17 protein-coding genes are annotated in these 17,126 nt (G+C 67.5%); 9 read left to right on the top strand and 8 right to left on the bottom strand.

Translation table 11 applies throughout. The features are described from left to right. The first annotated feature begins 83 nt into the window (after positions 1-83). Positions 84-815: a UTRA domain-containing protein gene (locus tag HNQ66_RS08140; RefSeq protein WP_184142817.1), complete on the top strand. Its 732-nt coding sequence runs from the start codon at positions 84-86 to the stop codon at positions 813-815. On the opposite strand, the gene HNQ66_RS08135 is transcribed toward HNQ66_RS08140, so the two are convergent. The 4 genes from HNQ66_RS08135 to HNQ66_RS08120 form a co-directional block, all read right to left on the bottom strand. Next, complete coding sequence (locus HNQ66_RS08135) at positions 802-1,695, bottom strand: aldose epimerase family protein (RefSeq protein WP_184142815.1); 894 nt, start codon at positions 1,693-1,695, stop codon at positions 802-804. The genes HNQ66_RS08140 and HNQ66_RS08135 overlap by 14 nt on opposite strands. A gap of 4 nt (positions 1,696-1,699) precedes the next feature. Then, a complete protein-coding gene (gene araH / locus HNQ66_RS08130) occupies positions 1,700-2,650 on the bottom strand; it encodes an L-arabinose ABC transporter permease AraH (RefSeq protein WP_184142812.1) in 951 nt (316 codons plus the stop codon). Further along, the gene (gene araG / locus HNQ66_RS08125; protein WP_184142809.1) at positions 2,647-4,191 is read right to left on the bottom strand and encodes an L-arabinose ABC transporter ATP-binding protein AraG; all 1,545 of its coding nucleotides are present in this window, start codon (positions 4,189-4,191) and stop codon (positions 2,647-2,649) included. Before araG ends, araH begins: the two co-directional genes overlap by 4 nt. Before the next feature lie 64 nt (positions 4,192-4,255). Next, the gene (locus HNQ66_RS08120; protein ID WP_184142806.1) at positions 4,256-5,239 is read right to left on the bottom strand and encodes an arabinose ABC transporter substrate-binding protein; all 984 of its coding nucleotides are present in this window, start codon (positions 5,237-5,239) and stop codon (positions 4,256-4,258) included. A gap of 186 nt (positions 5,240-5,425) precedes the next feature. On the opposite strand from HNQ66_RS08120, the gene HNQ66_RS08115 reads away from it, so the two are divergent. Together HNQ66_RS08115 and HNQ66_RS08110 are read left to right on the top strand one after the other, a co-directional pair. Then, complete coding sequence (locus HNQ66_RS08115; protein WP_184142803.1) at positions 5,426-6,196, top strand: FadR/GntR family transcriptional regulator; 771 nt, start codon at positions 5,426-5,428, stop codon at positions 6,194-6,196. Positions 6,197-6,207: 11 nt separating this feature from the next. Beyond that, the gene (locus tag HNQ66_RS08110) at positions 6,208-6,984 is read left to right on the top strand and encodes an SDR family oxidoreductase (protein WP_184142800.1); all 777 of its coding nucleotides are present in this window, start codon (positions 6,208-6,210) and stop codon (positions 6,982-6,984) included. Here the strand turns inward: HNQ66_RS08110 and HNQ66_RS08105 are convergent. From HNQ66_RS08105 to HNQ66_RS08090, 4 genes are all read right to left on the bottom strand, one after another. Next, positions 6,975-7,676 carry a DUF72 domain-containing protein gene (locus HNQ66_RS08105; protein ID WP_184142798.1) on the bottom strand — a complete coding sequence of 234 codons (702 nt, stop codon included), beginning with the start codon at positions 7,674-7,676 and terminating at the stop codon, positions 6,975-6,977. The genes HNQ66_RS08110 and HNQ66_RS08105 overlap by 10 nt on opposite strands. Positions 7,677-7,767: 91 nt before the next feature. Then, positions 7,768-8,418 (bottom strand): 3-oxo-tetronate 4-phosphate decarboxylase, encoded by a 651-nt coding sequence (gene otnC, locus HNQ66_RS08100; protein WP_184142795.1) that lies wholly within the window; start codon positions 8,416-8,418, stop codon positions 7,768-7,770. Then, a complete protein-coding gene (otnK, locus tag HNQ66_RS08095) occupies positions 8,415-9,671 on the bottom strand; it encodes a 3-oxo-tetronate kinase (protein ID WP_184142793.1) in 1,257 nt (418 codons plus the stop codon). The genes otnC and otnK overlap by 4 nt, the downstream gene beginning before the upstream one ends. Before the next feature lie 19 nt (positions 9,672-9,690). Further along, a complete protein-coding gene (locus tag HNQ66_RS08090; RefSeq protein WP_184142790.1) occupies positions 9,691-10,692 on the bottom strand; it encodes a LacI family DNA-binding transcriptional regulator in 1,002 nt (333 codons plus the stop codon). Positions 10,693-10,818: 126 nt separating this feature from the next. Here HNQ66_RS08090 and ltnD point away from each other — a divergent pair, with 126 nt between their 5' ends. From ltnD to HNQ66_RS08060, 6 genes are all read left to right on the top strand, one after another. Continuing rightward, positions 10,819-11,739 carry an L-threonate dehydrogenase gene (gene ltnD, locus HNQ66_RS08085; RefSeq protein ID WP_184142787.1) on the top strand — a complete coding sequence of 307 codons (921 nt, stop codon included), beginning with the start codon at positions 10,819-10,821 and terminating at the stop codon, positions 11,737-11,739. 1 nt (position 11,740) lies between these two features. Then, positions 11,741-12,556, top strand: coding sequence for a 2-oxo-tetronate isomerase (gene otnI, locus HNQ66_RS08080; RefSeq protein ID WP_184142784.1), 816 nt, complete (start codon positions 11,741-11,743; stop codon positions 12,554-12,556). A gap of 104 nt (positions 12,557-12,660) precedes the next feature. Further along, positions 12,661-13,431: a FadR/GntR family transcriptional regulator gene (locus HNQ66_RS08075; protein ID WP_184143283.1), complete on the top strand. Its 771-nt coding sequence runs from the start codon at positions 12,661-12,663 to the stop codon at positions 13,429-13,431. Positions 13,432-13,473: 42 nt separating this feature from the next. Further along, complete coding sequence (gene denD / locus HNQ66_RS08070) at positions 13,474-14,466, top strand: D-erythronate dehydrogenase (protein WP_184142780.1); 993 nt, start codon at positions 13,474-13,476, stop codon at positions 14,464-14,466. Between the two features lie 96 nt (positions 14,467-14,562). Continuing rightward, a complete protein-coding gene (locus HNQ66_RS08065; protein ID WP_184142777.1) occupies positions 14,563-15,630 on the top strand; it encodes an ABC transporter ATP-binding protein in 1,068 nt (355 codons plus the stop codon). A gap of 146 nt (positions 15,631-15,776) precedes the next feature. Then, the gene (locus HNQ66_RS08060; protein ID WP_184142774.1) at positions 15,777-17,084 is read left to right on the top strand and encodes an ABC transporter substrate-binding protein; all 1,308 of its coding nucleotides are present in this window, start codon (positions 15,777-15,779) and stop codon (positions 17,082-17,084) included. Positions 17,085-17,126: the final 42 nt, after the last annotated feature.

Genomic DNA, 17,126 nt, shown 5'->3' with positions numbered 1-17,126 from the left:
CCTCCGGGTTTTCCAGCCTTCCGCTTGACCCTCCGGGATTCGTCAGACAAGAAGAGGAAACCAATCATCGAACGAGGCAGGCGGTGGAAGAACCCCTTCGCGATTCGCGCACGCTCGCCGTCCAGCTCAGGGACCGGATCGCCGATCTCATCCGGGAAGAGGGGCTGAAGCCGGGCGACAAGCTGCCGACCGAGGCGCAGCTCACCCAGCGCTTCCGCATTTCGCGCCCGGCGCTGCGCGAGGCGCTGAAGCTGCTGGAACAGGACGACGTGATCTATGTGGAGCACGGCCGCGGCCGCTTCGTCTCCGCGCTTTCCGCCGTGCAGGTCGACCGGCCGATCACCGTCTTCGAGAGCGTGACCGACATGGCGCGGCAGTACGGCTACCGCACCGTCAACAAGGTCCTGTCGATCTCGGAGGAGGCGCCGGACAGGCATGTCGCGGAATGCCTACGGCTCGGCGCGGCCGACCGCGTCATCCGCATCGAGCGCCTGCGCCTGCACGACGAGGAGCCGATCCTCTATTGCATCGACTACGTGCCGCGCGGCATCGTCGCCGGCAGGCTTTACGACGTGGACTGGACCGGGTCGCTGATGGACCTGCTCGAGCGATACGGCAACCGCCCGCGCATGTCGGCGGCGAACGTCTCGGCCGTGATGCTTCCCGACGATGCCGTCGAGCGGCACGACCTCAGGAATTTCGGCCCCGCGCTGCTGATCACCGAGACCTGTTTCAACGCCGTCGGCGCGCCGGTCAACTTCGCCCGCGACTATCACCGCGGCAGCCACTTCACCTTCAGCTTCACGCGGAAGTAGGGCGGCCGGCTTGCGTCAAACGCAAGGTCATCCGCCCGGCAAGTTCGGCATCCGGCGCGAGTGCGACGAGGCCGCCGCCCTCGTCGTCATGGTGGGCGTGCGGCCGGTGGCTCATCGGCTCGAAGCAGACGAACCCGTCCGACGCCGAAGGCGAATAGATGACGAAATGGCGGAGGCCTTCGCCGGCCTCCAGCGACAAGACAAGGCCGGTCTCCGGCCATTCGATCCGCGCGCGCCCGTCCCAGCCGTCGAAGGCGTTGTTCAGCCAGCGGTCCGGCAGCGTCGTGCCTGCCGCAAGGTCGAGATCCCGCGGCAGCGGGCCGGCAGCGCCCGGCAGGTGGTTTTCCCGTTCCGGCCGGAAGCGCTCTGCCCGGGCGACGAGCCGCATCTTCGGCGTGCGGGGAAAATAGGGATGGAAGCCGAGGCCGTAAGGTAACGCTCGCGGCGCCCTGTTGGTGACGGTGAGCGACAGCGTCAGGCTGTCGTCGCCGAGCGTGATGGCCTGCGTGGCCTCGTAGGCGAAAGGGGAGGCGCTGCTTGCCTCGTGCCGGTCGTGGAAGACGATACCGTGCGGTTCTTGCCGCAGGATCGACCAGCGCCGAAGCCAGCCGTCGCCGTGCAGGACGAGCGGATCGGCGGTGTTCGGCGCCAGCGCATAAGTTTCGCCGGCAAAGCGGAAGGCGTTGCCCTCGATGCGGTTGCCGAAGGGAACGAGCGGAAAGCAGGCTTCCGCGCCGAAGGCCTGCGAGGCAAGGCCCGGCGACGGTGTCGGCGCAAGGATGGGGACGCCGTGCCAGTGCGCGGCGAGGACAGCACCGCCGAGCGGGCTCACATCGACGGTGAGCCCGTTCCTTTCGAGGCGGACGATATCCTCTGCCACGGCGTCAGCCGCGCCGGCCGGCGGCGGCCGAGCGCAGGTTGTCGAGCAGGACCGCGAGCAGCAGGATCAGGCCGCGCACGACATACTGGTAGAAGGCCTGGATGTTGAGGAGGTTCATGACGTTCTCGGCGATGCCCATGATGAGCACGCCGACGATGACGCCCGTCATGGCCGCACGCCCGCCGGCAAGCGATACGCCGCCGAGCACGCAGGCCGAGATGACCGAGAGCTCGAGGCCGGTGGCGGCATTCGGCTGGCCGGAGGTGATGCGCGAGGCGAGCAGAACCCCGGCGACGGCGCAGACGAGGCCCTGCAGCGCGAAGATCCAGATGCGCATGCTGGAGACGTCGACGCCGGCAAGGCGCGAGGCCTCCGGATTGCCGCCGATCGCCAGCGTGTTCTTGCCGAAGACGGTGCGGTTCAGCACGAAGCCGAAGACGATGAAGAAGATCGCCATGACCCAGATCGGCGTCGGGATGCCGAGGAACTTGGAGAGGGCGAGCTGGTAGAAGCCGGGATCGTTGATGCCGACGGCGCGCCCGTCCGAGGCGATCAGCGCGAAGCCGCGCACGATCTGCATGGTGGCGAGCGTCGTGATGAGCGCATTGATGCGGAAGCGGGCGATGACGAGGCCGTTGACGAAACCGACGGCGCCGCCGCACAGGAGCGCGGCGACAAGCCCGACGACGATCGAGCCCGAGGCGTTCGAGGCCATGACGGCGATCATGCCGGAAAAGGCGACCGTCGAGCCGACCGAAAGGTCGAAGTCGCGCGAGGCGAGGCAGAACATCATGGTGCAGGCGACGATGCCGATGGTGACGACCGACTGCAGCAGGCCCAGCATGTTGCGCTCGGTCAGGAAGTTCGGCACCGTGAGCGCGACGACGGCGAAGGCGACGGCGAAGATGACGACGAGGCCCTGCTCGCCGAGGAGGAGTTTTTTCAAGGACGTCATCGGGACTGGACCTGCTGGTTGGGAAGTTCGCTGGCATTGGCCCCATCGGGGGCCACATCGGGAAGGGCGGCGGCGAGGATGCGGCGCTCGTCGAAATCGGCCCGCTCGATATTTGCCGCGACCTTGCCCTCGCACATGACCATGATGCGGTCGGTGATGCCCATCACCTCCGGCAGCTCGCTGGAGATGACGACGATGGCCATGCCCTGGCCGGCGAGTTCATAGAGGATCTCGTAGATTTCCGACTTGGCGCCGACATCGATGCCGCGCGTCGGCTCGTCGATGATGAGGACCTTGACGCCCTGCTCGGAAAGCCAGCGGCCGAGGATGACCTTCTGCTGGTTGCCGCCCGACAGGTTGACGATGTCCTGCTTGCGCGAGGGCGTGCGCACGCGCAGCTTCGCGATGAAGCGCTCGGCAAGCTCGGCCTCCTTCTTCGGCTGGAGAAGGCCGAAGGGGGAGAAATGCCGTCGCGAGGAGATCGCCATGTTCTCCTCGATGTTGCGGCCCTGCACGATGCCGTCGGACTTGCGGTCCTCCGGGCAGAGCACGATGCCGGAGCGGATCGATTGCGGCGGGCTGTCCGGCGTGACGGCCTTGCCGTCGACGCTGACGGTGCCCTGCGACCGGCTGTCCGCGCCGTAGACGAGGCGGGCCATCTCGCTGCGGCCGGCGCCGATGAGGCCGAAGAAGCCGAGGATCTCGCCCTGCCGGACGGAGAAGCTGATCGGCGTGCGCAGCTTGCGCCCGGCAAGGTCCCTGACCTCCAGCCGGACCGCGCCGCGCTCGCGCGGGCGAAAACCCCAGATGTTGGAAATCTCCCGGCCAACCATTTCGGCGATGATCTGGTCGCGCGTCACCTCGGATATATCAGGATGGTGGGCGGCAAGCTTGCCGTCGCGCAATACGGTGAGGCTGTCGCACAAGCGGAAAATCTCGTCGAGCCGGTGCGAGACGTAGAGGATGACCTTGCCCTGCGCGCGCAGGCGGTCGATCAGAGCGAAGAGGATTTCGCTCTCGCGCGAGGAGAGCGAGGAGGTCGGCTCGTCGAGCGCGATGACGCGCGCATCAGCCATCACGGCCTTGGCGATCTCCACCATCTGGCGCTCGCCGATGGAAAGCGAGGCGACCTTGGCGGCCGGATCGATGGCGATGCCGATCTCCGCGAGCTTCTCCTTGACCACGCCGGTCAGGCGCGTGCGGTCGATGACGCCGGCCTTGCCGGGAAAGCGGCCGAGCCAGAGGTTCTCGGCGACGGTCAGCTCGGGCACGAGCTGGAGTTCCTGGTGGATGACGATGACGCCCGCCTCGAAGGCATCGCGCACGGAACGGTAGCGCTGCGGCTTGCCGTCGATGAGGATGTCGCCGGTATCGGCGGACTGGTCGCCGGAAAGCACGCGGATGAGGGTCGATTTGCCCGCGCCGTTTTCGCCCATCAGGCCGTGCACGGCCCCCTTCTTCACGGAGAAGGAAACGTCGGCGAGCGCCTGCACGCCGGGATATCCCTTGGATATCGCCCTGAATTCGAGAAAGTCCTGCATGGTCGGCTCCGTAAGGAGGCCCGGCGGCTGGTGCCGCCGGGATGAAATCATCACGAGACGATGATTATTCGATGCCGAGGTCCTTGCGAACCTGCTCGTAGTTGTCGCGCAGCGCGATCTGGCCGGCGGTGAGCGTCAGCTTTTCCGGCTCCTTGCCGTTGGCGATCCACTCGTACATGTTGAGTGCGGTCTCGTAGCCATGGCGCTTCGGCGAGATGATCACGGTGCCGAAGAAGCCGGTCGGCGCGGGCTTCTTGAACTCGTTGATGGCCGAGTCCGCGCCGCCGATGCCGACGCCGATCATGCTGTCGGCGGGAATGCCGACGCTTTCGCTGGCGCGCACGGCGCCGAGCACGGCTTCGTCATTGAGGCCGACGGCCACCCACTTCTTGATGCCGGCATTCTTGTTGAGAACGACCGTCGCGGCGTTGAGGGCCGCTTCCGTGTCGGTCTTGGCCTGCGGGGCGTCGAAGATGTTGGCTTCTGGGAAGCCGGCGGCCTTCAGCACCGAGAGCGCGCCTTCGACGCGGTCGACGGCGGTCGGAAGCTGGTCGTAGGAGACGCGGATCGCGCCGACGTCCTTCATGTCCCAGCCGCGCTTCTTGATCTCGTCGACGATCGACTGGCCGACGGCCTCGCCGATCTTGGTGGCCGAGATGCCCATGTGCGGCACGTCCTCGATCGGGCTGCCGTCGGCGTTGACCAGGCGGTCGTCGACGGTCATCAGCTTGAGGTCGTTGGCGGCGGCCTTGGCGACGATGCCGGGGCCGAGCTTCACGTCGGGCGTGCAGATGATGAAGCCCTGCGCGCCCTGTGCGCCGAGATTGTCGATGGCCGACTGGACCTTCTCGCCGTCCTCGGCGCCGATCTTGACCAGGGTGAAGCCCTTCTCCTTGGCGGCGACGTCGGCGAACTTCCATTCGTCCTGGAACCACGGCTCTTCCGGCTGCTTCACGATGAAGCCGATCTTCACGTCGGCAGCGAAGGCGGAGGTTGCGGCGATGACGGCGACGGTGCCAGCCAGGATGGCTGTCTTGATAAAGCCCATTGTCTCTCTCCCAAATTAACTGCGCCAGCAGTCCCTTGGGTGTAGTGGCTTTCATCATATTCGTCAATTGCCTTTGTATGATGAATTGTCTATCAATGTATGACATTCATGTCGGAATGATGCGGATCCGGTCGTCGCCATCGCGAAGGAAACGCGGTATGCATCGCAGACGGAACGGGGTGGAGAATGACCGTGCAGGAACAGAGTGGGCGCTCGAATGCGCCCGAAGGCGAGGGGAGCGTGCGCCGCCCCCGCGTGCAGAAGAACGTGACACGGGCGATCGCCACCGACATCTGTGCCGACGTCTTCCCGATCGGCGCCTTCCTGCCGACGGAGGCGGAACTGTGCCTGCGCTACGGCGTCAGCCGCACCGTCATCCGGGAATCGCTGAAGATCCTCGAATCCAAGGGGTTGGTGCGCGGGCGCTCGCGCGTCGGCACGGTGGTCTGCCCGAAGGAGGAATGGAACATCCTCGACCAGCAGGTGCTGGAATGGATCGGCCCGCGCATCTTCGAGCTCGATCTTCTGACCTGCGTGCTCGATGCGCGCCGCGCCATCGAGCCCTTCGCCGCGGAATTCGCCGCCGAGCGCGCCACGGTGCAGGAAGTGGCCGAGATCGAGCGGGCCTGGCAGGCGATGCGGGATGCCGAAGGGGACCTCGAAGCCTTCACGAAGGCGGACGTCGCCTTCCATGCCGGCCTGCTGAAGGCCAGTCACAACCAGGTCTTCATGCAGCTTGCGAGCATTATCCAGGCGGCGCTGGAATTCTCGCTGCACGCCTCGAACGAGGCGGCGGATGCGCGCGACGAGGCGGTGGAGATCCACCGGCGGCTCGTCGAGGCGCTGCGCATGCGCGACAGGGCGGCGGCGCGCGAATGCTCGCACCGCATGCTGGATATCGCCGCCCGTGACATCGCGATCGCCGTCCGCAACCACCCGGCACCTGCCGAGCGCTGAGGAGAAACGGGATGGCTGGACGACTGGACGGCAAGCGGGTGGTCGTGACCGGCGCGGCGCAGGGGATCGGCCTCACCATCGCCGAGGTCTTCCTTGCCGAGGGCGCACGCCTTTTCCTGATCGACCGCGACGGCGATCTCCTCGCGCGCGAAGCGGAGAGGCTCCGCGCGGCGGGTGGCATCGTCGGTCACGCCGCGGCCGATATCACCGATGCCGCGGCCATCGAGGAGGCCGTCGCCGCCGCAACGCGAAAGATCGGCCGGCCGAACGCCCTCGTCAACAATGCCGGGGTCAACGTCTTTTCCGAGCCGCTCGACCTTTCGGATGCCGACTGGCAGCGCTGCTTCGACATCAATCTCAAGGGCGCGTGGAATTGCAGCAGGGCCGTCCTGCCGGGGCTCCTGGAGGAGGGCGGCGGCGTCATCCTCAACATCGCCTCTACCCACGCCTTCACCATCATCCCGCACACCTTTCCCTATCCCGTCGCCAAGCATGCGCTGCTCGGCATGACCAAGGCGCTGGGCCTCGAATATGCCGGCAGGGGCGTGCGGGTGAATGCGCTCGCGCCCGGCTATGTGCGCACGCAGAAGGTCGTCGACTACTGGAACGGCTTCCCCGATCCGGCCGCCGCGGAAGCGGCGACGATGAAGCTGCATCCCGGCGGGCGCATCGCGGCGCCAGAGGAGATCGCCAGGGCCGCGCTCTTCATGGTCTCGGACGAATGCCCCTTCATGAACGCCACCTGCCTGACGGTCGACGGCGGCATGAGCGTGCTGCATCACCCCTGACCGCAAAGCTCCAGCATCGCCAGCGCGTTTTCGCCGGCAGCGCCGGAGGCCGTGTTGTCGAAGACGCACCAGCCATCGTCGGCAAGCAGCCGCGCGAAGGCGGCGATCTCCTCGTCGCCGTAGCTGGAATAGTACATCTGCGGCGTGCCGTGCAGGCGGACATATCGCGGCGGCTCGGAAAAATCGTCCGCCTGCCAGACGGGGGCGGGGCTCGCGAGCACCCGGTCCAGCGCGTAGCGGCGCAGCAGCGTCAGCGCCGGCTCCGATGCCCAGCTCCTGTGGCGGACCTCGACGGCGAGCGGGCCGGCATGGGCCTGCCGCATCGCGGCGAACGCCCGCTCCGCCTCCCCGGCATGGAAGGCGAGCGAGGGCGGCAACTGGCACAGCAGGGGGCCCGTCTTTTCGCCGAGCGGGGAAATCTCCCCGATGAAGTGCTGGAACGGTGCGCCGATGTCCCGCAGCCTCCGGCCGTGGGTGATCTCCCTCGGTATCTTCACGGCAAAGCGGAAATCATCCGGCACGGACCCGGCCCAGCGGGCATAGGTGGAAGGCCTGTGGTGGCGATAGAAGGTGGAGTTGATCTCCACGCCTCTGAAGACCGCCGCATACCGGCTGAGAACCGTGCCCTCCTCGGGAAAGCGGTGCGCGACCGCCTTCGGGATAGACCAGGCGGCCGTTGCGATGATCGGCAATTCCATCCCTCCCTGCCGTTCGGAAAACTGAACACGTCTTCAAGGCGGACGGGGCGGAATGGTTCCGGGCGAACGGCGCGATGGAAGGCCGCTAGCGGCTTGCATTCTCCTCTATAGCCTTGCGCTGCTCTTCCGTCAGCGGGCGGATATTGGAGCCGCGCAGGAGGAGGAAAAGCCTTGCCGTCTCCTCCAGCTCCTCCGTCGCATATTGTGCGTCCGCGAGCGTCTTTCCTGCGACGACGGGGCCATGGTTCGCCAGGAGCACGGCATGGCTCTTCTCCGCCCTTGCGGCGACGGCCTCGGCGAGCGCCGTCGCGCCCGGCGGGAAGTAGGGCACCAGCGGCAGCCTGCCGACCCGCATGACGTAGTAGGCGGTGAGCGGCGGCAGCACGTCCTCGGGATCGGTATCGGCAAGGATGCTGACGGCGACGGAATGGGTGGAATGCAGGTGCACGACCGCGCCGCTTTGCGGACGCTTGCAGTACATGCACTGGTGGAGGAAGGCTTCCTTGGTCGGCTTGTCGCCGCCGGTGTGCACGCCTTCCGCGGAAAAGCGCGAGAGCCGCGCCGGATCGAGCGCGCCGAGCGAGGCATTGGTCGGCGTCATCAGCGTCTCGCCCGTCGAAAGCCGCACGCTGATATTGCCCGTCGAGCCGAAGGTGAGGCCGCGATCGAAGATCGACTTGCCGACGGCGGCGATCGCGTCGCGCGCCCTGGTTTCCTCCGAGAGAGTGGCGGTCATCGCAGCAGGTCCCATGCCTTGAGGAAGAAATCGTCGGTGCCGAAATTGCCGGATTTCAGCGCCAGCGCCACGGGCTCGTCGTCGCCGAGGCTGACGGTCCAGGGCACGCCCGGGTCGATTTCGGGCCCGATGGCGAGCGCCTTGGGGCCGAGCGCATGGGTGACCGCGCCGGACGTCTCGCCGCCGGCGACGACGAAGCGGCGGAAGCCGGCCGCCCTGAGCCGCACCGCGACCTCGGCCAGAAGATGCTCGACCAGCGCGCCGGCCTCATCGCGGCCGAGGGCGGCCTGCGCCCGGGCGACCTCCGCCGGATCGTCGCTCGAAAAGACGAGGGGCGTTGCGTGGTCGCTGCCGATGGCCCAGCGGGCGGCGGCTTCCGCCGTCATCCGCCCTTCGGCGATCTCCTGCGGGTCGACCTTCAACGCGGGAACGCCGGCCGCGCGCGCGGCGGCGATCTGCCGCCGGGTGGCCGCCGAGCACGAGCCGGCGATGATGGCCGCGCGCCCTGCCGGGGCGGAGAAGGGATGGGCGCTCGCCGCCCCTTCCTGAAAGCCGAAATTGGCGGGCAGGCCGATGGCGACGCCCGAGCCGCCCGTGACGAGCTTCAGCCCCGCCGCCGCCTTGCCGATGGCCCTCAGCTGGTCGTCCGTGACGGCGTCGACGATCAGCATGCGCAGGCCCTCGCCTCCGGCCCTGTCGAATGCGGCCCGGATCGCGCCTGCGCCTTTTTCCACCGTCTCGTAGCCGACGAGCCCGACCGGCAGCGCCGTCTGCCTGCCCAGCACGCGCACCAGGTTGGCGTCGCGCATCGGCGTCAGCGGATGGTCCTTCATCGAGCTGTCGGAAAGCAGGAGGTCGCCGACGAAGAGGTGGCCCCTGTAGACCGTGCGGCCATTGGCCGGAAAGGCGGGGCAGGCGATCGTCAGCGCCGCGCCGGTCGCCTCCAGCAGCGCCTCGGTGACCGGGCCGATATTGCCCTCGTCGGTGGAATCGAAGGTCGAGCAATATTTGAAGAAGATCTGCCGCGCGCCGGCATCCAGCAGCCGGCGGGCGGCCGCGAGCGACTGGGCGACGGCATCTTCCTTGGGGACGGTGCGCGACTTGAGCGCCACGACGACCGCATCCGCCGCGCCGAAATCGAAGGCCGCCTCAGGCACACCGATCACCTGCACCACGCGCATGCCGCCGCGCGCCAGCATGAGGCAGAGGTCGGTCGCCCCCGTCAGGTCGTCGGCAATGGCCCCAATGAACATCTCGTCCTCCTTGCGCCCGTCAGGCGGTCGCGCCCTCGATGATCTCGTATCCGGTATTCACCACCTCGGTTACGGCCGGCCGCTTCGGCTCCGCGATGATGCGCTCGGCGGCGATGCGGCCGATCTCGAAGCGGTTGGAGCGCACGGTCGACAGCGGCATGGGGATCGCCTGGCCGATATCGAGCCCGTTGAAGCCGAAGAGCGCGAGGTCCTTCTTCACGGCGATGCCGGCGGCAAGGCAATGGAAATAGCCGCCGACCGCCATGTCGTCGTTGACGAAAACCGCGGCATCGATATCCGGCGCCGCGGCCAGCAGCCTCGGCAGCATCTCCGTTCCCCCCGTGACGGAGCTCGGCCCGTCCGCATGCACCTCCGCGGCAAGGGAAAGGCCCGTATCGGCAAGCGCCGCGACGAGGCCTTCGTAGCGGAGCCGCGCGCGCCGGTCGGCGGCCCAGTCGTGGCCGACATAGCCGATGCGGCGATAGCCCCGGGCGATCAGGTGCCGGCCGCTGTCATAGCCGGCCTGCCGGTGGGAAAAGCCGACGACGAGGTCGACGGGATCGCCCTCCGTATCCATCAGTTCGACGACGCGCACGCCGCTTTCCGACAGGAGCCGGCGCGTGACGTCCGTATGGTCCGAGCCGGCGGTGATGATCGCCATCGGCTGCCAGGCGAGCAGGGAGGCGAGGATCTCCTGCTCCTTGTCGCGGTCGTATTCGCTGACGCCGAGCAGCGGCTGGTAGGGACTGCCGGCCAGCCCCTCGTAGATGCCGCGCAGCACTTCGGGAAAGACGATGTTGTGCATCGAGGGCAGGATGACGCCGATGAACAGCGAGGCGGAAGAGGCGAGCGTGCCGGCCGCCCGGTTCGGCACGTAGCCGAGCGCCTCGATCGCCCCGCGCACCCGAAGCCGCGTCTCCTCGGCGATCGGCCCCTTGCCGCGCACGACCCGGGAGACGGTGATCTCGCTCACGCCGGCAAGGCGGGCGACATCGGTCAGCGTGGGTTTGATCGGCGGCATGCGCGGTCTTTCAGGCGGTTTCAAGCTCTATGACAGCGCTAACATATTTTTCTTGCAGGGTCCGCGTCAATGTGTTTGACTGGGTTTATGTTAGCGCTGTCATAAGAACGGCGGGGGGAGGACGGCATGGATCCAGCGAAATCGGTCGCCGTGATCGGCCTTGGCGCCATGGGTCTCGGCATGGCGCGCTCGCTGTTGCGCGCAGGCCTTTCCGTTTCCGGCTACGACACCAATCCCGATGCGCTCGACGCGTTGAAGGCCGCGGGCGGCCGGGCAGGGGCGAGCGCCTCAGAGGCCGCGCGCGGCGCCGATATCCTCGTTCTCGTCGTCGTCAACGCCGCGCAGGTCGAAAGCGCACTGTTCGGCGCGGAGGGCGCCGCGGCGGCGCTTGGCGACGGCGCGGTCGTCATCGCATCGCCGACCATGGCCCCGCAGGAAGCGCAGGATTTCGCACGGCGCGCGGAAGCCGCGGGTCTTCTCTATCTCGACGCGCCGATCAGCGGCGGCGCCGCGAAGGCGGCGGCCGGGGCGCTGACGGTCATGGCCTCGGGCGCACCGGAAGCCTTCGCCGCGGCCGCGCCCGCGCTCGATGCCATGGCGGAGACCGTCTACCGGCTCGGCGACAGCGTCGGCATCGGTTCGTCCTTCAAGATCGTCAACCAGCTTCTGGCCGGCGTCCACATCGCCGCCGCATGCGAGGCGATCACCTTTGCAGGCAGCCTCGGGCTCGACATCTCCCGTGTCTTCGACGTCATCACGAAATCGGCCGGCAATAGCTGGATGTTCGAGAACCGCATCCCGCATGTGCTGGCCGGCGACTACACGCCGATGAGCGCGGTCTCGATCTTCACCAAGGACCTCGGCATCGTCTCCGATCTCGGGCGAAGGCAGAAGTTCCCGCTGCCGGTGACGAGCGCTGCGCTGCAGCTCTTCGTCATGACGGAGGCGGCGGGCATGGGGCGCGACGACGATTCCTCCGTCGCCCGGCTTCTCGCCGGCATATCCGGGCTCACGCTGCCCGGCATGGGGCCGGAGGAGAAGGACTGAGATGCCGCGATTTGCCGCCAACCTCTCCATGATGTTCACCGAGCGGCCGTTCCTCGAGCGGTTCGGCGCGGCGGCGGCGGCGGGGTTCGAGGCGGTCGAATACCTGTTCCCCTACGATCATCCGGCCGATGAGGTTGCTGCGGCCCTGCGGGCGGCGGGCCTGCGGCAGGTGCTCTTCAACCTGCCGCCGGGAGATTGGGCGAAGGGCGAGCGCGGGCTTGCGGCCCTGCCGGAGCGCGCGGAGGAATTCCGCCGGTCGGTCGCAACGGCGCTCGATTATGCCCGGGCGCTGGATGCGCCCATGCTGCATGCGATGGCGGGCCTTGCCCCGGCCGGAGAGCCGGCTGCGACCGCCGCCTATCTCGACGCGCTGCGCTTTGCGGCGGATGCGGCCGGCGAAGCGGGGCGCACGCTCCTCATTGAGCCGATAAACCGGCGCGACATGCCGGGCTATTTCCTCGACGATTTCGGCCGGGCGGCCGAGATCATCGACAGGCTCGGGCATCCGAACCTGAAACTCCAGTTCGACATCTACCACCGCCAGATCCTGCACGGCGACGTGCTGAAGGGCCTCGAAGCGCTGCTGCCGGCGATCGGCCATGTGCAGACCGCCTCCGTGCCGCTGCGCCACGAACCCGGCACCGGCGAGCTCGACGATTTCCGCATCTTCGCGGCGCTCGATGCGCTCGGATACGAGGGCTGGGTGGGCTGCGAATACCGCCCCGCCGGCGCGACCCTCGACGGCCTCGGCTGGCTGGAGCGCGCATGCGACCCACAGGATAGCCGTGCGGCGCACAATTGGAGGGCGCCCTTTTGATGCGGCGCGGCGACGAAGCTCACTTGACGGCCCCGGCCTTTCCGGCTTTGCTGGCAACTGATCTGCTGGACCAACCAGTAGATCAGTGGGAGGTCGGGATGGCGATGGGCGAACGCCCCGTGCTGGTCGAAATGCCGAAGGTGGGCAAGTCGCTCGACCGGCGCACCGCGCGCGACATCATCGCCGAGAAGATCATGGTCCTGATCGCGACCAACATGCTGCGGCCGGGAGACGAGCTGCCGGGCGAGCGCGAGCTTGCCAATGTCATGCATGTCAGCCGGGAGACGGTGCGCGGCGCCATCCAGCAGCTTGCCGCGCGCAATATCCTCGACGTCGCCCAGGGCAGCCGCACGCGCATCAGCAATATCGACCTCAGCCACCTGCCGGTGACGATCGTCTCGTCCAACGCCATCAACAGCTACGATCTGGATGCCGTGCATGCCGCGCGCCTGCATGTCGAACTGAAGGTGGTGGGCGATGCGGCCGAGGCCATCGACGACGAGACAATCGCCAAGCTCGAGGACCTGCTGGAGGCGCACCGGCTCGGCGGCGACGACGCCATGCGCTTCCTCATCTGCGACCGCGAATTCCACGTCTCGATCTACCGGGCCTGCGGCAACCCGCTGCTCGCCGATTTCGTCACCGATCTCTACACCTACATGATGGATTTCCGCCGCTCGGCCATGTCGCGGCCGGGGGCGATCGACGCGAGCTACCGCGACCATGTGGAGATCGTCGAGGCATTGCGCCGGCGCGACCGCGAGGCGGTGACGCAGGCATTCCGTAAACATCTGCAGCGCATCTACGCGACCACGAGGGAACTGGTCGCGGATGCCGGCAGCCGCATGAAGGGTTCCGGGCAAGAGCAGCAATAAGGTCCGGTCTACGGACAGGCACGACGGGGAGGTCCGCCGCATATGCATGTAATGGTGATCGGAGCGGCCGGCATGATCGGCCGCAAGCTGGTGGAGAAGATCGCGGCCGATCCCGGCGCGCTCGGCTATGACGTTACGGCGATGACGCTGGTGGATGTCGTGCTTCCGCCGGTTCCCGCCGGGCTTTCGGTGGTTGCCTCCGCGCTGGCGCTCGACGTTTCGGATCCCGGCGTCGCCGCGGGGCTCGTCGCTAGTCGCCCCGATGTCATCTTCCATCTCGCCGCCATCGTCTCGGGCGAGGCCGAGGCCGATTTCGACCTCGGCTACAAGGTGAACCTCGACGGCACGCGCTTCCTCTTCGAGGCGATCCGGCAGGAGGGCCTTCGGGCGCCCTATGCGCCGCGCGTCATCTTCGCCTCTTCCATTGCGGTCTTCGGCGAGCCCTTCCCGGAGAAGATCGGCGATACGTTCTTCACCACGCCGCTGACGAGCTACGGCACGCAGAAGGCGATCTGCGAACTGCTGCTTGCCGACTATACGCGCAAGGGCGTCTTCGACGGCATCGGCATCCGCCTGCCGACCATCTGCATCCGCCCGGGAACGCCGAACAAGGCGGCGTCCGGCTTCTTCTCCAACATCCTGCGCGAGCCGCTCGCCGGCAAGGAAGCCGTGCTGCCGGTGGACGAGAGCGTGCGCCACTGGTTCGCAAGCCCGCGCTCGGCGGTGGGGTTCTTCGTCCATGCCGCGCGCATGGACACGGCCCGCATCGGCCCGCGCCGCAATCTGACGATGCCCGGCCTTTCCGCCCTCGTCGGCGAGGAGATCGAGGCGCTGGGGCGGATCGCCGGGCCGAAGACGGTCGCCCTCATCCGCCGTGAGCCGGATCCGGTGATCCGCCGGATCGTCGCCGGCTGGGCGACCGACTTCGACGCGCAGCGCGCGAGCGAACTGGGCTTTACGGCCGAGAGCACGTTCGACGAGATCATCCGCATCCATATCGAGGATGAGCTGCAGGGTCGCATCGGGCATGGCTGACGGGCAGGAATAAGCGTGGCGGACCGCCGGGGCGCAAGGTCTTGAGGAGGACCCGCCCCGGCACGGCACGGCAAATCGGTTCTGGGAGGAACGTATATGGCAGGCGTTGACTTCGTCGATGTGAGGAAATCCTTCGGCGCCTTTCCGGTCATCAAGGGCGTCGACATCGAGATCGAGGACGGGGAGTTCGTGATCCTGGTCGGTCCGTCCGGCTGCGGCAAGTCCACGCTGCTGCGCATGCTGGCGGGGCTGGAGAACATCACGGCCGGCGAGATCCGCATCGGCGACCGGGTCGTCAACACGCTGCCGCCGAAAGAGCGCGATATCGCGATGGTGTTCCAGAACTACGCGCTCTATCCGCACATGACCGTGGCGGCCAACATGGCCTTCTCGCTGATGCTCGCCGGCAGCCAGAAGTCGGAGATCGACAGCCGCGTCGCCAGGGCGGCGGATATCCTCGGCCTTTCCAAGCTTCTCGACCGCTATCCGCGCCAGCTTTCCGGCGGCCAGCGCCAGCGCGTGGCGATGGGCCGCGCCATCGTGCGCGACCCGCAGGTCTTCCTCTTCGACGAGCCGCTCTCCAACCTCGATGCGAAGCTGCGCGTCGCCATGCGCTCGGAGATCAAGGAGCTTCACCAGCGCCTGAAGACGACGACCGTCTACGTCACCCACGACCAGATCGAGGCCATGACCATGGCCGACAAGATCGTCGTCATGCACGACGGCATCGTCGAGCAGATCGGCGCGCCGCTCGACCTCTACGACAATCCGGCGAACCTCTTCGTCGCGGGCTTCATCGGCTCGCCCGCCATGACCATGATCAGCGGCCGGCTCGACCCGGAGGACGCCCATGCGTTCGTGACGGCGGACGGCACGCGCCTGCCGGTCGCCCGCCCCGCGGCCGCCGCAAGGGGCAAGGATCTCGTCTACGGCCTCAGGCCCGAATACATCGCCCTCGATGCGGCAGGCCTTGCGGCCGAGGTCGTGGTGATCGAGCCCACCGGCTACGAGACGCAACTGGTCGTCAAGCTCGGCGGCGCGGAGGTCACCTGCGTCTTTCGCGAGCGGGTGACCGTTCGGCCCGGCGAGACGATCCGCATCGCGATCGACGCGAACCATGTGCATCTGTTCGATGCCGAGACGGGCGTGAGGCTCGTCGACTGAACATCGCCCAGCGCCGCCGGGAGGAGGGCCCGGAGGTGCTGGCGGCGATTGGGTCCCGGCAAGGCCGGGCACCGATGCGAGGCATTCGCCGAAGCGGGACGGCGAATGCTCGAACGAGCAAAGCCCGCATCCTAGGAGGAGTGCAAATGACGTTCAAAAGACGCGATTTTCTTGCAGCATCCGCCGCTGCGGCCGGCCTTGCCGGTCTCGGCATCCGACCGAGCTTCGCCCAGGCGGCCGAGCCGACCTACACGCCGGAGGAGGGCGCCAGCCTTCGCCTCCTGCGCTGGACGCCGTTCGTGCAGGGCGACGAGGACGCCTGGCTCGCCAATACCAAGAAGTTCACCGAGGCGACCGGCGTCGAGGTCCGCGTCGACAAGGAAAGCTGGGAGGACATCCGCCCGAAGGCTGCCGTGGCCGCCAATGTCGGCTCCGGGCCGGACCTCGTCATGTGCTGGTTCGACGATGCCCACCAGTATCCCGACAAGCTGGTCGACCTGACGGAGCTCGCCAACTATCTCGGCGGCAAGTACGGCGGCTGGTACGACGGCATGAAGGGCTATGCGATGCGCGGCGACAAGTTCATCGCCATGCCGCTGACGGCCATCGGCAACGCGGTCGTCTACCGCCAGAGCCACATGGAGGCCGCCGGCTTCAAGGAGTTCCCGAAGGATACGGACGGCTTCCTCGAACTGTGCAAGGCGCTGAAGGCCAAGGGCACGCCCGCCGGCTTCCCGCACGGCAAGGCCGTCGGCGACGGCAACAACTATGCCCACTGGCTGTTGTGGAGCCACGGCGGCAAGATGGTGGACGAGGGCGGTGCCGTCACCATCAACAGCCCGGAGACGATCAAGGCGATCAACTATGCCAAGGCGCTCTACGAGACCTTCATCCCGGGCACCGAGAGCTGGCAGGACATCAACAACAACCGCGCCTTCCTTGCCGGCCAGGTATCGCTGATCGCCAACGGCGTCTCGGTCTACTACGCGGCGAAGAAGGACCCGGCGCTCGCCGAGATCGCGGCGGACATCCGCACGACCAACTTCCCGATCGGCCCCGTCGGCCAGAGCGTCGAGCTGCACCAGACCAGCTCGCTCCTGCTCTTCAGCCACACGAAGTATCCGGAAGCGGCCAAGGCCTACATCAAGTTCATGATGGAAGCCGAGCAGATGAATTCCTGGATCACCGGGGCGAGCGCCTATTGCTGCCAGCCGCTCAAGGCCTTCGCCGACAACCCGGTCTGGACGGCCGACCCGATCCACGCGCCCTATGCGCGCGCCTCGGAGACGCTGCGCCCGAACGGCTATGCCGGCCCGCTGGGCTATGCCTCCGCCGGCGTGATGGCCGACTACGTGCTCGTCGACATGTTCGCCGCGGCCGTGACCGGCCAGATGACGCCCGAAGAGGCGGCCGCGGAAGCCGAACGCCGCGCCAACCGCTACTACCGCGTCTGACGCGACGCACAGCTCCAGGCCCCGGCGGCGCGTTGCCGCCGG

This window comes from Shinella fusca (assembly GCF_014203155.1).
Lineage (GTDB): Bacteria > Pseudomonadota > Alphaproteobacteria > Rhizobiales > Rhizobiaceae > Shinella > Shinella fusca.
This window is presented reverse-complemented; position numbering and strand designations above follow the sequence as displayed.

Bases quoted from the DNA above. Each gene is read 5' to 3' on its own strand.
- denD (WP_184142780.1), top strand. From the start codon at position 13,474: ATGCATGTAATGGTGATCGGAGCGGCCGGCATGATCGGCCGCAAGCTG.
- HNQ66_RS08060 (WP_184142774.1), top strand. From the start codon at position 15,777: ATGACGTTCAAAAGACGCGATTTTCTTGCAGCATCCGCCGCTGCGGCC.
- otnI (WP_184142784.1), top strand. From the start codon at position 11,741: ATGCCGCGATTTGCCGCCAACCTCTCCATGATGTTCACCGAGCGGCCG.
- HNQ66_RS08090 (WP_184142790.1), bottom strand. From the start codon at position 10,692: ATGCCGCCGATCAAACCCACGCTGACCGATGTCGCCCGCCTTGCCGGC.
- araH (WP_184142812.1), bottom strand. From the start codon at position 2,650: ATGACGTCCTTGAAAAAACTCCTCCTCGGCGAGCAGGGCCTCGTCGTC.
- araG (WP_184142809.1), bottom strand. From the start codon at position 4,191: ATGCAGGACTTTCTCGAATTCAGGGCGATATCCAAGGGATATCCCGGC.
- HNQ66_RS08120 (WP_184142806.1), bottom strand. From the start codon at position 5,239: ATGGGCTTTATCAAGACAGCCATCCTGGCTGGCACCGTCGCCGTCATC.
- HNQ66_RS08075 (WP_184143283.1), top strand. From the start codon at position 12,661: ATGGGCGAACGCCCCGTGCTGGTCGAAATGCCGAAGGTGGGCAAGTCG.
- otnC (WP_184142795.1), bottom strand. From the start codon at position 8,418: ATGACCGCCACTCTCTCGGAGGAAACCAGGGCGCGCGACGCGATCGCC.
- otnK (WP_184142793.1), bottom strand. From the start codon at position 9,671: ATGTTCATTGGGGCCATTGCCGACGACCTGACGGGGGCGACCGACCTC.
- HNQ66_RS08065 (WP_184142777.1), top strand. From the start codon at position 14,563: ATGGCAGGCGTTGACTTCGTCGATGTGAGGAAATCCTTCGGCGCCTTT.
- HNQ66_RS08110 (WP_184142800.1), top strand. From the start codon at position 6,208: ATGGCTGGACGACTGGACGGCAAGCGGGTGGTCGTGACCGGCGCGGCG.
- ltnD (WP_184142787.1), top strand. From the start codon at position 10,819: ATGGATCCAGCGAAATCGGTCGCCGTGATCGGCCTTGGCGCCATGGGT.
- HNQ66_RS08115 (WP_184142803.1), top strand. From the start codon at position 5,426: ATGACCGTGCAGGAACAGAGTGGGCGCTCGAATGCGCCCGAAGGCGAG.